The 12,695-nt window shown below is 46.0% G+C and carries 19 protein-coding genes and 1 tRNA gene; 5 read left to right on the forward strand and 15 right to left on the reverse strand.

Going from position 1 to position 12,695, the window contains the following annotated elements; translation table 11 throughout:
- The 3 genes from CHH60_RS12045 to CHH60_RS12055 form a co-directional block, all read right to left on the reverse strand.
- Positions 1-619 (reverse strand): NAD(P)-binding domain-containing protein (locus CHH60_RS12045; RefSeq protein ID WP_176476044.1); only part of this gene is annotated, 619 nt, incomplete at its 3' end.
- Positions 620-790: 171 nt separating this feature from the next.
- Entirely contained in the window at positions 791-1,390 is a 600-nt protein-coding gene (locus tag CHH60_RS12050; RefSeq protein ID WP_095359401.1) for a hypothetical protein, read from the reverse strand.
- A 396-nt stretch (positions 1,391-1,786) separates the two neighbouring features.
- Positions 1,787-3,082, reverse strand: coding sequence for an MFS transporter (locus tag CHH60_RS12055; protein WP_095359402.1), 1,296 nt, complete (start codon positions 3,080-3,082; stop codon positions 1,787-1,789).
- A gap of 177 nt (positions 3,083-3,259) precedes the next feature.
- Here CHH60_RS12055 and CHH60_RS12060 point away from each other — a divergent pair, with 177 nt between their 5' ends.
- The gene (locus CHH60_RS12060) at positions 3,260-4,735 is read left to right on the forward strand and encodes an aminotransferase class I/II-fold pyridoxal phosphate-dependent enzyme (RefSeq protein WP_095290184.1); all 1,476 of its coding nucleotides are present in this window, start codon (positions 3,260-3,262) and stop codon (positions 4,733-4,735) included.
- Positions 4,736-4,884: 149 nt separating this feature from the next.
- Here CHH60_RS12060 and CHH60_RS12065 read toward each other — a convergent pair whose 3' ends face one another.
- Together CHH60_RS12065 and CHH60_RS12070 are read right to left on the reverse strand one after the other, a co-directional pair.
- Positions 4,885-5,202 (reverse strand): DUF1292 domain-containing protein, encoded by a 318-nt coding sequence (locus CHH60_RS12065; protein ID WP_095290091.1) that lies wholly within the window; start codon positions 5,200-5,202, stop codon positions 4,885-4,887.
- Between the two features lie 98 nt (positions 5,203-5,300).
- On the reverse strand, positions 5,301-5,855 hold the full coding sequence (locus CHH60_RS12070; RefSeq protein WP_095359403.1) for a copper amine oxidase: 555 nt from the start codon (positions 5,853-5,855) through the stop codon (positions 5,301-5,303).
- A gap of 252 nt (positions 5,856-6,107) precedes the next feature.
- Here CHH60_RS12070 and CHH60_RS30515 point away from each other — a divergent pair, with 252 nt between their 5' ends.
- The gene (locus tag CHH60_RS30515) at positions 6,108-6,380 is read left to right on the forward strand and encodes a hypothetical protein (protein ID WP_176476045.1); all 273 of its coding nucleotides are present in this window, start codon (positions 6,108-6,110) and stop codon (positions 6,378-6,380) included.
- Between the two features lie 2 nt (positions 6,381-6,382).
- Here CHH60_RS30515 and CHH60_RS12080 read toward each other — a convergent pair whose 3' ends face one another.
- The 6 genes from CHH60_RS12080 to CHH60_RS12105 form a co-directional block, all read right to left on the reverse strand.
- Entirely contained in the window at positions 6,383-7,123 is a 741-nt protein-coding gene (locus tag CHH60_RS12080; RefSeq protein ID WP_095359405.1) for an SDR family oxidoreductase, read from the reverse strand.
- Positions 7,124-7,127: 4 nt separating this feature from the next.
- Complete coding sequence (locus CHH60_RS12085; protein ID WP_095359813.1) at positions 7,128-7,742, reverse strand: TetR/AcrR family transcriptional regulator; 615 nt, start codon at positions 7,740-7,742, stop codon at positions 7,128-7,130.
- 179 nt (positions 7,743-7,921) lie between these two features.
- The gene (locus CHH60_RS12090; RefSeq protein WP_141236703.1) at positions 7,922-8,101 is read right to left on the reverse strand and encodes a hypothetical protein; all 180 of its coding nucleotides are present in this window, start codon (positions 8,099-8,101) and stop codon (positions 7,922-7,924) included.
- Positions 8,102-8,205: 104 nt separating this feature from the next.
- Positions 8,206-8,781, reverse strand: coding sequence for a YdhK family protein (locus CHH60_RS12095; protein WP_095359406.1), 576 nt, complete (start codon positions 8,779-8,781; stop codon positions 8,206-8,208).
- 232 nt (positions 8,782-9,013) lie between these two features.
- Positions 9,014-9,433 carry an organic hydroperoxide resistance protein gene (locus CHH60_RS12100; RefSeq protein ID WP_095290080.1) on the reverse strand — a complete coding sequence of 140 codons (420 nt, stop codon included), beginning with the start codon at positions 9,431-9,433 and terminating at the stop codon, positions 9,014-9,016.
- A gap of 250 nt (positions 9,434-9,683) precedes the next feature.
- Positions 9,684-9,756, reverse strand: a tRNA-Val gene (locus CHH60_RS12105).
- Between the two features lie 140 nt (positions 9,757-9,896).
- On the opposite strand from CHH60_RS12105, the gene CHH60_RS12110 reads away from it, so the two are divergent.
- From CHH60_RS12110 to CHH60_RS12120, 3 genes are all read left to right on the forward strand, one after another.
- On the forward strand, positions 9,897-10,142 hold the full coding sequence (locus tag CHH60_RS12110; protein WP_095359407.1) for a hypothetical protein: 246 nt from the start codon (positions 9,897-9,899) through the stop codon (positions 10,140-10,142).
- Between the two features lie 243 nt (positions 10,143-10,385).
- Positions 10,386-10,829 (forward strand): GNAT family N-acetyltransferase, encoded by a 444-nt coding sequence (locus CHH60_RS12115; protein WP_095359814.1) that lies wholly within the window; start codon positions 10,386-10,388, stop codon positions 10,827-10,829.
- A gap of 126 nt (positions 10,830-10,955) precedes the next feature.
- The gene (locus CHH60_RS12120) at positions 10,956-11,192 is read left to right on the forward strand and encodes a DUF3892 domain-containing protein (protein ID WP_095359408.1); all 237 of its coding nucleotides are present in this window, start codon (positions 10,956-10,958) and stop codon (positions 11,190-11,192) included.
- Positions 11,193-11,273: 81 nt separating this feature from the next.
- On the opposite strand, the gene CHH60_RS12125 is transcribed toward CHH60_RS12120, so the two are convergent.
- From CHH60_RS12125 to CHH60_RS12140, 4 genes are all read right to left on the reverse strand, one after another.
- Positions 11,274-11,555 (reverse strand): hypothetical protein, encoded by a 282-nt coding sequence (locus CHH60_RS12125; protein ID WP_176476046.1) that lies wholly within the window; start codon positions 11,553-11,555, stop codon positions 11,274-11,276.
- Complete coding sequence (locus CHH60_RS12130) at positions 11,549-11,761, reverse strand: hypothetical protein (protein ID WP_095290075.1); 213 nt, start codon at positions 11,759-11,761, stop codon at positions 11,549-11,551. The genes CHH60_RS12125 and CHH60_RS12130 overlap by 7 nt, the downstream gene beginning before the upstream one ends.
- Before the next feature lie 146 nt (positions 11,762-11,907).
- Positions 11,908-12,228, reverse strand: coding sequence for a DUF3889 domain-containing protein (locus tag CHH60_RS12135; RefSeq protein WP_095359409.1), 321 nt, complete (start codon positions 12,226-12,228; stop codon positions 11,908-11,910).
- Between the two features lie 53 nt (positions 12,229-12,281).
- Positions 12,282-12,575: a hypothetical protein gene (locus CHH60_RS12140; protein ID WP_095359410.1), complete on the reverse strand. Its 294-nt coding sequence runs from the start codon at positions 12,573-12,575 to the stop codon at positions 12,282-12,284.
- Positions 12,576-12,695: the final 120 nt, after the last annotated feature.

Here is a 12,695-nt window from a genome sequence, read left to right on the forward strand (position 1 = left end):
GAACGGATTTGAGCAGGTGGTATGCTTCACCAATCAGCTGCATATCTCCGTATTCAATACCGTTGTGTACCATTTTAACGTAGTGTCCGGCACCATCCGGTCCGATATATGTACAACAAGGATCGTCTCCAACCTTGGCGGAGATGGCTGTCAGAATCGGTTCAACCAGCTTGTACGCACTTTCCTGTCCGCCCGGCATAATGGAAGGGCCTTTCAACGCGCCTTCTTCACCGCCGGATACACCTGTACCGATGAAACGAATGCCTTTTTCCTCAAGCTCTTTGCTGCGGCGCTGGGTATCAGGGAAGTAGGCATTCCCTCCGTCAATAATGATGTCGCCCTCATCCAGGTGAGGCAGTAATTGTTCAATGGTTGCATCCGTCGCTTTACCGGCTTGTACCATGATCAAAATTTTGCGCGGGGATTCCAGGGATGCCACGAACTCTTCAATGGAGAACGTGCCTGTGAGGTTTTTGCCTTCAGCTTCTTTCAGAAGATCATTGGTTTTCTCCGGGGAACGGTTAAATACCGACACCGTGAAGCCTCTGCTTTCAATGTTAAGGGCCAAATTTTTGCCCATTACTGCAAGTCCAATGACACCGATCTGTTGTTTTGCCATCTGGGTCCTCATCCTTTGCTCCAATTAATTTTATTGAAATTGACTCTCAACAATACCCCCATTTTAACGGTTTTACGCATGGAAGTGAACCCCGTACCTCTGCTTCGCAACGAGAAAACACCCCAAATATCTGAGGTGTTCATCGTATTTTCATAAATACGGTCTTCGTGCTCAACCTTCGAGCATCAGCATGTGTCCGGATAGACGCTTTAATGTCTCTCGGCAGATGTCTGCTTTCTCTGTATTATCCATTTGAATGGCAGCGTACAGGCGCTCCAGTTCATCATCAATTTCCATCCGCAGGAGCATGAGCCGCTCCTCCCCTTCTCGCGATAGAAACATCTCTTCCATTTCCTCCGCCGTCGGCGCGGGTTCCTTTTGAAAAATGACACGCTGTTTGAATCCGGAAACTTCCACAAGACGTATAACCTCACCAAACAAAATGTTTTCCACCGTCATCTGCTGATCCTTGAAACGTTTAACGACAGCATGCCCGCGTGTATCCCCTATCAGCTTCTCGAGCCATTCTGCCAGCTTGGCGTCCTTAATGATGTAGTCACCAGTCATCTTGTAGTTCCCGCTGCGTGTCTGTTGAAAACGGAGCTTTACCAGCTTGCGCCCGGTGCGGACAGACAGAATAAAATAGGATTCATCCTCGCTCCAATATAGTGAATACCCTTCACGAATAAGGTCTTTGATCAAATTTTGGATATGCCGACGGTTGAACCGCAGCTCCAGATTGCAATATTCAACTTCATAACTCTTATTCACGGCACTCCCCTCCATTTGTACCGGATGTGTTTCCGGTCCTCTTCTTCCAGTGCTTTTTTCATTGCTTCTTCCGTAACGGCTTACCCTATTTTATACTTCATTTTATGTAAGGGTACTTGGTTATTTGACTATTTTTCATCGAATCCTACAGGGGAATCGATGTTTCCGCAGATGCACAGGGGCAAGCCCCCGATTTTCATGATTTAATGGACGCGAAATGGAGGAATACAGACGTATTTCTCGGGTTTTAACGCCAACGATTTTGATGTAATTCAAGTTCCCGCGTTGGAGCCGAACATTTATAAACAGTAACCATGTTCTGAATGTTGTGGCTTGCATAAAGCAAAAGGAGTTCCAACACCGGATTCAACCCGGTATAGGAACTCCTTTTTATGTTTATTTGGCAGGGGCTGTGCGATACGGTCTTCGCGATAACACAAAATGCACAACCGCAAGCCCGGCCATAACAACAGCACTTCCGATAAATGGAGCCGGGTGGCTGATGTGGTCCCATAACAACCCCGAAACGATGGGGCCCACAACCATGCCGGACCCCTGAAGAGTGAGGAAGAATCCCCAGATGGCCCCTCGCTCCCCCTTCGGTATGAGAGTAGCCACGAAGGTATTCCAGGCAGGTAAAATCATGGCATAACTAACCCCTACCATCATAACGATCCCGAAAACAATCGGAATGGACGTAATGGATGCAAAAGCAAACAGACTTGCAGAGGCGAGTAAAAAGCCCATATGCAGAAATATCGAAGTCCCGAATCGATCCACCATTTTACCCACAGGAAGCAGGGCAATCACTGTTATTCCGCCGCCTGCGATTAACAGCAGACTATACAGGTTTGGTGAAATATGAAGGTCTGTTCGGGTATACAACGTAATAACCGGACTGAGGAGGCCTATAACAAAGGACTGCATAAACAGGGCGGGATATACCAGCGGATTGACATTAAGCGTGCTGCGCACCCGCTTCAGGGTCCCCTGTACACTGTTTTTGAGCCTGATTAACGGTGTAAGCAGATGAGGTTTCGGCGGGTATTTGACCGCTTTTTCGGTCGTTTCCCCTCCTGTATGCTGTTGTTCTTCCAACACCACCCGTCCAGGTAGTATCATGGCGACCAAAATAACGAGAACGGCACAGCCAAGAAGGACAAGAAATACGGTACGATAATCATGGTCGGTACGCTCAAGCAGCCAGTTCATGCCGATCGGTCCAAGTCCCGTTCCACCCAGAGCGGCCATTTCCAGCGCCCCCATCGCTGTTCCGTTTTTGTTTTGAGGTCCTGACAGGGCAGTCACCCCCGTCATGGCACAAGGCCAGAGCGGTGATGTCCCCACACCAAGAATCAGACAGGCCAGAGCCAGTCCAAATGCACTTTTGAAAAAGATAATCATGAGTACCGCAATCAATGTACAGATCAGGGCCGTCACCATCGTTGCACGAAAACCGATGCGTTCTGCCGCCCAGCCCGATGGCGCCCTGAACAGATTGTCACCCAGGTATTGAAGGGCAAAGGCTACACCAATCACCCCTGCGGACAATCCTAAAATATTATCCATATACACTGGCAGGACAGCCACCAGCAATGCTCCTTTAATCACTTCAACCAAGAAAAGCGTTAACCACATCGCGATGAAAAATGGTGATCGCAAAATTTTGACTGGTTTGATGTCTGTCTGCATTTCTTATTCCCCTTTCGGTGTTCACCGGCCCATCTCCTATCCATACTGTAACCGTCAGGGATACGCCCAAATCTTAGCAATTTGAAAATTTGTCAAGCCTACCGCTTGCATTCGGTTCCTAATTTGCTATACTCATCTTTGTTTGACATTTTATCAGGAAAGGTTGTGACAGCACTGATGGATCACCGCCGTACGCCGCTGTTTACCGCTTTAAAAAACCACGCGGCACTCAATCCGGTGCAATTTCATATCCCGGGACATAAAAAAGGATTGGGAACGGATACCGAATTTCGTGAATTTATCGGCGATAACGCCCTCTCCATAGATTTGATCAACATCGCTCCGCTGGATGATCTTCATCAGCCAACCGGTGTCATTGAGGAAGCGCAGATTCTGGCAGCCGATGCATTCGGAGCCGATCATACCTATTTTAGTGTGCAAGGCACAAGCAGTGCAATCATGACGATGATTCTGTCGGTATGCGAACCGGGTGACAAAATTATTGTGCCCCGCAACGTTCATAAATCGGTCATGTCTGCCATTATTTTCTCAGGAGCGAAGCCTGTATTCGTATCTCCCGCACAGGATGCCAACCTCGGTATCGATCACGGCGTGACTACAGGTGCTGTACGACGCGCGCTTGAGCGTCATCCGGACGCCAAGGCATTGCTGGTCATTAATCCAACGTACTTCGGTGTATGTACAGACCTAAAAGAGATTGTCGAACTCGCACATAGCTATCAGGTGCCTGTACTTGTGGATGAAGCACATGGCGTACTCATTCATTTCCATGAGGAACTGCCGCTGTCTGCAATGGCTGCCGGAGCGGATATGGCTGCAACAAGTGTACACAAACTTGGCGGTTCCATGACACAGAGTTCCGTGCTGAATCTGAACACCAAAAACGGATTCGTGAATCCACAGCGTGTACAGACCATTCTCAGTATGCTGACTTCTACGTCTACTTCGTATATCTTGCTTGCTTCACTTGATACGTCAAGACGCAATCTGGCGCTGCACGGTCACGAAATGGCGCAAAAGGCCATTGATCTGGCCCAGTTCGCGAGACGTACCATCAACGATATTGACGGTTTGTACTGCTTCGGCAAAGAGCTGCTCGGTACGGAGGCAACCTTTAACTATGATCCAACCAAAGTAACCATTCATGTTCGTCATCTTGGCATCACAGGCTATGAGACCGAGAACTGGCTGCGTGAACATTACAATATTGAGGTCGAGCTCAGTGATATGTATAATATTCTGTGCCTGATCACTCCTGGCGATACGGATGAATCGGTGGACATCTTGCTGAACGCACTGCAGGATCTGTCCCGTACGTATTATCAGGTTAACCCTGCACATGAACTTGTGGTTAAGGTTCCTGACGTTCCACAATTGATGCTCACGCCGCGTGATGCATTCTACGGGGATACGGAGGTCATTCCTTTTAAAGAATCTGCAGGACGTATTATCTCTGAATTCATCTACGTATACCCGCCTGGAATTCCGATTCTGCTGCCGGGTGAGGTTATTACGCAAGAAAATATTGATTACATTATCGACCATGTAGAGGTTGGATTGCCTGTAAAAGGCCCCGAAGACCGCAGTGTCACCAATGTCAAAGTCATTGTGGAAGCAGATGCGATTTTCTAAGGGATTACTCTAATGATCCTACCCCATGGGTAATGATATCGAAGGACCAAGCTCCGGCTTGGCCCTTTTTTGTTGCTTTTTAGAGCGAGAAAACAAACAAAAGACCCCTTGAGATCAAGGAGCCCCGTTGTTCTAGTGCATAAGAAAAATTACTCTTGTCCTGCGACGAGCTCGTTGTATGCCGCTTCAACGCGGTTCCACTCGGCTTCGTCTTCAATATTGTAGAGCACCATTTCCTCGTCTTCTTCTTCCATACGCAGAATGATGCCGTCAGCTTCAGGATTGTTACGTTCCAGCAGGAGCGCATAAACATGGTTTTCCACGTCAAACGTCTCCACCAAAACCATCTCCACGTCATTTCCGTTCTCGTCTGTCAGAGTCAGAAGAACTTCTTCATGCTCGTGGTCGTGGTCATGGTCGTGACCGCAGCCGCAGGCATCGCCGTGTTCATGTGTGTGATCGCTCATTGATATACCTCGCTTTGTAAATAGAAATTGTGTAACCTTGCATATCGTAACATGTTCGCAAGGCTAGGTCAATTTACTCAGCAACGTTATTTTTCGCCTCATTCGTTTAGTGCGGTAATGATTTTCTCTGCCACCAGAACGTAGTTGCTGTTTGCATTTTCTTTAATATGAAAACCAACCTGGTATTTGCCAGCACGACTGAAATCATACGTAAAATCGTACGTCCGGAACCAGAAATTATCTTTCTGGGTTTTGAGCTCCTGGGATTGAATATCCTTCACCTGGCCACTCGGATTGGTAATTGTCACCTTCACTGCAGCCACATCCGTTGTTAAGCTGTCCACTTGAGAAAACACATTGAATTTCAATTTGCCAACATTCACGTTGCCAAATACCGTGTCTCCCTTAAACAGAAAAATATGTACATTCGGCTTAATCACCGTTACTCGCTTGTTGCTGTTATCCCATTTGGCGATCCCACCTGCTTCTCTCACAGGTACATAGGTCGTTCCATCGATCAGGTAACCTCCGTCAGCTGCTTCCTTGCCGTTAATGAGCACCCGAACCTTTTCGTTTACGGAATCCGCAAACAATAAAGACCCGCCGAGCAAGGAGAATACCGTGACACACAGCAATATTCTTTTCCATTTCATTCCGTCAATATTCCCTCCCCTGCTGCAAGCTGTTGTACATTTATACTGCAGGTTCAGCTACAAAGTTGCGCTGTTTTTCATCATTTTTCATTTTTTATCCAGAAAATTTCCCATCCCATGGAACAATCAAAAAGAGGCCCTTCTCCTTCGAGAACGCCTCTGTAGTATGGTTATTGTAAATGCGAGCTTATACGAATCATTCTGGGAAACTTCAGCCTGAAAAGAGACTATGAAGTCGTGTGCCGAGTCAGGATGCAAGGAACGCCTTTCCCTACAGCTCCTGCTGTCCGCATTCGTGCAGCGTATTCCATGCCTCGTGTACAGGGTGTCTTGCACCGCTCGCACACATCTGAAGTGACCAATTTCATGGACACACGGAGTTTGTCACTCTTCAACGCTGGTGCTTTTTTACCTTTTGCCTTTGCCATCCCGGATTCCCCATTTCCGCAAGTGCTTACTAATGTAGTGCATCATATGGGGATTCGCCCGGTTTGGTGTCAAAGCTGTACAACTATTCCTACATAAAGTTAGATAAAGCCACCATTTACGCGCAATGTCTGTCCGGTGACCCACTGCGACTCAGGGCTGACAAGAAAAGAGATGACACTTGCGATGTCCTCCGGTTCGCCCAAGCGACCGAATGCATTCATTTTACGCAATCCTTCCAGCTGCTGCTCCGTCTTACCAACGGCAAACAGTTCTGTATTGACAGGCCCAGGCGCCACTGCATTAATCGTTATCTGTTTGGAACCGAATTCCTTCGCGAGCTGACGGGTAAATTGCTCCACTGCCCCCTTGGTACCCGCGTATACGCTATATCCGGGAAACATCTGGCCAACTACAGAGGTGGAAAAGTTCACGATTCGTCCGGCGCTCTCCATGATTTTCAGGGCTTGCTGGCAGGCAAAGAATGTCCCCTTCACATTAATTGCAAATTGCTGGTCAAACTCCTCCTCGGTAACGTCCGCCAAAGGTGTTGTTTTCATCACTCCTGCGTTGTTGATCAGAATATCCACTTTGCCCAGCTGCTTCACCGTTTCTGCAAATAAGTGCTCCACGTGAACCTTCTGTGCCAAATCTGCCTGTATGGTGATGGCGCGAACACCTTTTTGCCGAACAAGCTCTGCCACTTCTTCTGCCTTGTCTGGACTGCTCGCATAGTTGATGACGACATCTGCGCCAAGATCGGCGAGCTGCAGTGCTATAGCCCGTCCAATTCCGCGTGATGAACCAGTAACGATGGCAACTTTACCTGATAAATTTGTCATGAGATTACTTCCTCCCTGAATTCAGATGAAATACACCTTGCTCAACCAGCAACCAAACCTGCTCGAATTCCTCATCAATGGTCTCACGATGCCATTCATACGCATGTGCGGGATGATGAAAGCGAGCTGTTGCGTGTAAAATTCCTGCAGCAACCTTGTTCGGTTTCGGGAAACGAAGCTGCTGGTCCTGCTGTATAATCTCGGCGAGATGCTGTGTTAACTGCTCCACATGTCTGTAAATGAGTTCTGCCGATTCCTGTGTAACCTTGGCATACATATCAAATAACTCTGTGTCTGATTCTGCATAGTGCCGTTTAAGGTGATTTAAGGTTTCGATATATTTTTTGAGATGTTGTATTCCTTCTCCAGATCCGGTCTGTACGCTTACGACTTTCGCGAGTGGAGCGATAATCTCATCTTCCAACCACTGTGCCGTTACACCTTCGAGTAATTCCTTCTTGCTGGTATAATGCCTGTAAATGGTTCCATGGCTGACTCCAAGCAATTTGGCTACATCTGTAACGGAGGTTTTGGCAGCACCAAACCGCCTGATGGTTTCCTGCGTGGCTGTAATAATCTGCTCTTTGGTTAGAAATTCAGAAATTTTATCTTTGGTCATATCTTTAAGATGGTTAAGACGAACCACCCAATGTTCACCTCCGTCGTAAAGTTAGAATAGCACAGACTATAACAAATGACAAATATTGATTTTTGTCATTTGTCACTCTAATGATATGTACTTTTTTCACACAGCAAAAAGAGCCCAGCAATGGACTCTTCATCTCATCCTCTATTTATTCAGAAAACATACTTGAACAGTAAGAATAGGACAACCAGAATTCCTCCAAGAATCAGCCAGTTGCTGATTTCCCACCAAATGCCTTTACCTCCACCAGATATAAGCTGTTGTTCGCGCTCTTGATGACGCTGGCTGTGTGTTTCTGTCTCTGAGGCATGCGGTGGTTTGCTAAAATCCATCATATACATTCCCCTTTCGAGCAGCTATTTTCCGCCTTCAAGTTCCATTATAACCCAGAATTGAGTTAAAGAATGAAAGATTCTCTCATCGTGGATAGTGTCATCTATTCAGCTGATAACTCATTCTCTGTAACCCACTTGTGATTTTTCACCGGATCTCCTCCGATTGTCGGCGTGTAATCCACCATATACACTGTTGTCTGTTCAGCGGAATCAATGGTAGCTGTTGCCCCTTTCATACCGGTCATGTGGTCGGCGTTCAATACAACTTCTTCACCAGCTTTATAGGGCTCTTTATTGTGCTCCTTTATTTCCTCGTGGATCACCCACTTGTGATTCTTCACTGGCTCTCCCCCCGTTGTCGGTGTATACGTAACAGCATAAACGGTCGTTTCATAGGCTCCAACAATCGTGGCGGTTGCCCCTTTCATACCGGACATATGGTCAGCACTCATGATAACCTGGCTGCCAATCGGATATGTAGGATCCACCTTTTCCATAAGCCCTTGTGGCAGCTCTCCTGAATCCGAATGGTGCATTTCTCCTGTAGTGGCTGTATGACTGTTATTGCTGTTATGGCTGTTATTGCTGCTATTCTGTTCCGTATTTTTACCGCAACCACTTACTACCAGACTTCCTGCGATCAGTAGAGATACCATCATCATTACGTACTTTTTCATGTTAACTCTCCTTTGAAATACGAATCTAGATACCTATAATATACCCCATGTGGGTATATTTCAACCTTCAACCTCCAAGGTTTACTCTCCGGCGCCCATAATAAAAAACACCTTCAACTCTGTCCTATCCCATTTACAATGGCAATGGGACAGACATTTGAAGGTGTTCTCAGTCTTTATCTTAATCAAGCCTATTTTAGAAACATCACAAATCCAAATTCGTTATTGATTGTTACGCCATCTCCAGAGTTACATTTACATTGCCTCTGATTCCTTTGGAGTATGGGCAATAGTCATGAGCAAGTTTGACAAATTTCTGTGCGGTCTCTTCATCCAAACCCTCGATTTTCACTTCCAGCTCGACTTCCAACTTCACTCCGTTGTCCGAAGGATCTGTAACAAGCATAACAGTTGCAGATACGGTGCTTCGCTCAATTTCCACATTGTGTTTCTTCAATTGAAACTCCAAAGCAGAGTTAAAACATGCACTGTATCCTGCTGCAAACAGCTGCTCCGGATTCGTAGCCGTAGTCACTTTACCACCAAGTTCCGGCGGTGCAGCTACATCCAGCATAAATACGTTATCTGGTGATTGCACGATCCCTTGACGTCCACCTGTATTGATTACTGTCGTTTCATATAGAGTTTTCATTGTAATTTCTCCTCTTCATCATTGAATTTTATTTGATAAGTTAAACTCGTTTAATTATTGTTTACAATTAGATTGTACACAACTTAATTGCGTTTGTAAACAATTATTTTGTTATAAAAAAAGAAGCCGCCATTTTGGCAACTTCTTAACTTTGTTTTCTGTTTTATTACATCGGAGTCTGATCCACGTTTTTAGCGAATCTTCAAAACAAACAAGAAAAAAGCCCTTGCTACGCAAGGACTTTTCGTTATGATCTGTAGTGGGCTCGAACCACTGACCCCTACCCTGTCAAGATAGTGCTCTCCCAGCTGAGCTAACAGATCATGATAACCTATTCTGTTCGAATGAAGTAACAGTATCATACCAAGTAAACGCGTACAATGTCAATGGTTTAATGGTTATATTTTGTTGAGAATGGAGCACACTAAGGAATGATTACCATTTCATTAAAGAGGTGACTTCGATGCCACACGCAAACTCCCATAAATCCCGGGCCTATAGCAAAAAATGGGGCTTCATTCTTCCCCTCACCATACTTATTCTCGTGATCTCCGGCTGCAGCCTGGAACGGGATGAGCATACCGTGCGGTTCCAACAACTACAGCAACCGAATGTAACGGATGATCTTCCTGTTTGGCTCGATGTCTACTCGAAATCTGTCCATGAAGAGGTCTATTCGCCTCAGGGAAACAGTGAACTTTTGCCCTGACACTGACACTCTTGCTTGTTATCACTCATCCTCATCCCACTTTCTGGAGTAGGCTTTCTTCGTTACGTAATATAATAAAGCGATCATTCCGGCAGACATCAAGAGTGTAATGGTCATAATTCCTGCCACGCCCATCCTCTTCACCCCTCTCCCAATATGTTCCAGACTCAACTATACAGGAAAAGCGATTTTTTGTATAATGCAGTCTGATATGTCGCTCAAGAGCAGAAAGAAGGAATGGAATTGGCAGCAGAAATTAGTTATGTAACGACAGATGAACAGCTCCAGCAAGCATTGGGCATCCGCCATGACGTTTTTGTCATCGAGCAGCAGGTGCCTGCCGAGATTGAAATCGATCAATTTGATGTCATCAGTCCTGATGTACATCATGTTTTATTAAGTACGGACGGACAGGCTGTAGCTACAGGACGACTTATCTATTACAGCAAGGATACAGCCAAAATGCAGCGAATTGCTGTGCTTCAATCCCATCGTTCATTCGGTTATGGACGTGTACTCCTGCTAGCCATGGAAGAGCGGGCACGAGAGCTTGGCTTGACTTATTCTTTACTGGATGCGCAATGTCAGGCCCAGAAATTTTATGAGAAGCTCGGATACGAAGTGATCTCGGAAGAACCTTTTTATGATGCCGACATTCTGCACGTACGCATGAGAAAGAGTCTGTAAAACCCTATCCTTCGGTGAATCAACGTGTCTACAAGTGTTCTAGGATGTCATGCATACTTTTCTTCGATTCGGACAGGCTAAAGGGGAACTCAAATTCTCATTTCCTCAGATAAGGAGTGTGACATTATGAATCAGACGACACGTGAGAGCTTCACAGCAGTACAAAAAAATGGTGACGGTGATCTGACTGGCTTTCAAACCTCTTCTGGACGCATACTGGATTATCAGCAAGCACTGGCAGAAGTACAGGCAGGAGCGATAGCGGGTGTGAATGTGTTTAAAGGCAAGGACGGGGAAATGTACATTCGCGGTGATGCGGACGGCGACCCGACCAACAATCTGGATCAACTCCCCACTTTCTAAATATATGAACGATGTGTAATAACGAAGCAAGCGCCAGTCCGGCATCCCGGATTGGCGTTTTTATTTCGCAATAAAGTTTCCCTAGTATTCCAAAAAATACTTAACAGCATCTCCGGCAGGCTGACTCTTACGAATCGGCTGCGGTTCCTGTTCCCATGCCTGCAAGATTTGTATTCCTTCCAGCGTGGACTTATTGGCCCAGTTAATATGCTGTCTGCGCTCCAGTTCAAGCAATGATTCGCGAATGAGATCCCGGCTTCGCCCTGTCTTGTTCTCCAGCTCATCCATTCGGGGCATACGTCGTCGCTGCCCAGCATAATTAACGATAATTCGTAAAATCTTCCGTTCAAAATCGTTTAACATATGCCCGCCTCCCCGTCCTTATGAAGGATAGGACGCCATGCCAGAATACCTTGCTCCAGAAATGTCCGGGGCGATCCATCTGCTCCTGCGGATGCTCGGATTCTCCCACCTCGCACACTGTTAATACGAATCTGACGCTGCGTAATATGTCCTGCACGATCCATGTACACGAGTTCCACCATCTGGCCAATATATTTTCCCAACATAACCATCCCTCCAATAAGAACGTTTGTTTGTATTACCTATTATATGAGAACATAAGTTCTTTATTCAATAACTAAAAAAAGGATTTTATATAGCAAAAAACCAGGCTTGTCCCTGTTATCAGAGATGCCTGGCTTTTTTTTATTTTTTAGTGTCGATCCGATTCACTGAACTGCACCTTTTTTAACTGCTGCGTAGACGGATTAAAATCTACATTGACATACACAGCAAACTCTTTGCCGTCCTTGCCCCGCACCCATAACTTAAACTGCTCCCGGGATTGGTTGGCTGTCAGCGATGTACGTCCAATATGCTTGTAATCCAGTATGTCCACATTATATTTGGTCTGCGTTTCTTTTACGGCGATGATTCCCCACTTCGCATAATCCGGAATGGGAGCCGCTGAACTGGTGGCTAGTCCCGACAAACTCAGCATAATCGTCATCAGTGTAACGATAAGTAATCTCATATCAATCACTCCTTGGGGCTTGTTTCCGTTAGCCTGCCCATGGGAGGATTATTTTACACGATCAGTCGAATGATTAATGTTACAGGTTGCTGAACCCAGCGAACAATCTGAAGAATCGTTTGATGCCGATCCAGTGGAGGATTGAAACTTATCCCCCAGTCACCTGACAATAAATGATTCGTGGGGTCCGGATTGGACGGTGCATCCAGCCCGTACTTTTTCTCCAAGGCTTCCCTCGTTTCTTGATCCACTTCGACTTGATGATGAACATAAGCAGAGACATGCTCTACATGAAGAAGTAAAAGTATACCTATAGTAAATACAGTGATAAGCCAACGTTTAAGCAAAACTTGTCCTCCTTTTCATTGCCCTTAGCCAAAATCCCCAATTACTCTAATTGTAACCCTAATACATCCCCATTGGAAAATTGATCCTGAATAGGATATATACGTCTTTAGCCCCAAATA

This window comes from Paenibacillus sp. 7523-1 (assembly GCF_002276415.1).
Taxonomy (GTDB): Bacteria; Bacillota; Bacilli; order Paenibacillales; family Paenibacillaceae; genus Paenibacillus; species Paenibacillus illinoisensis_A.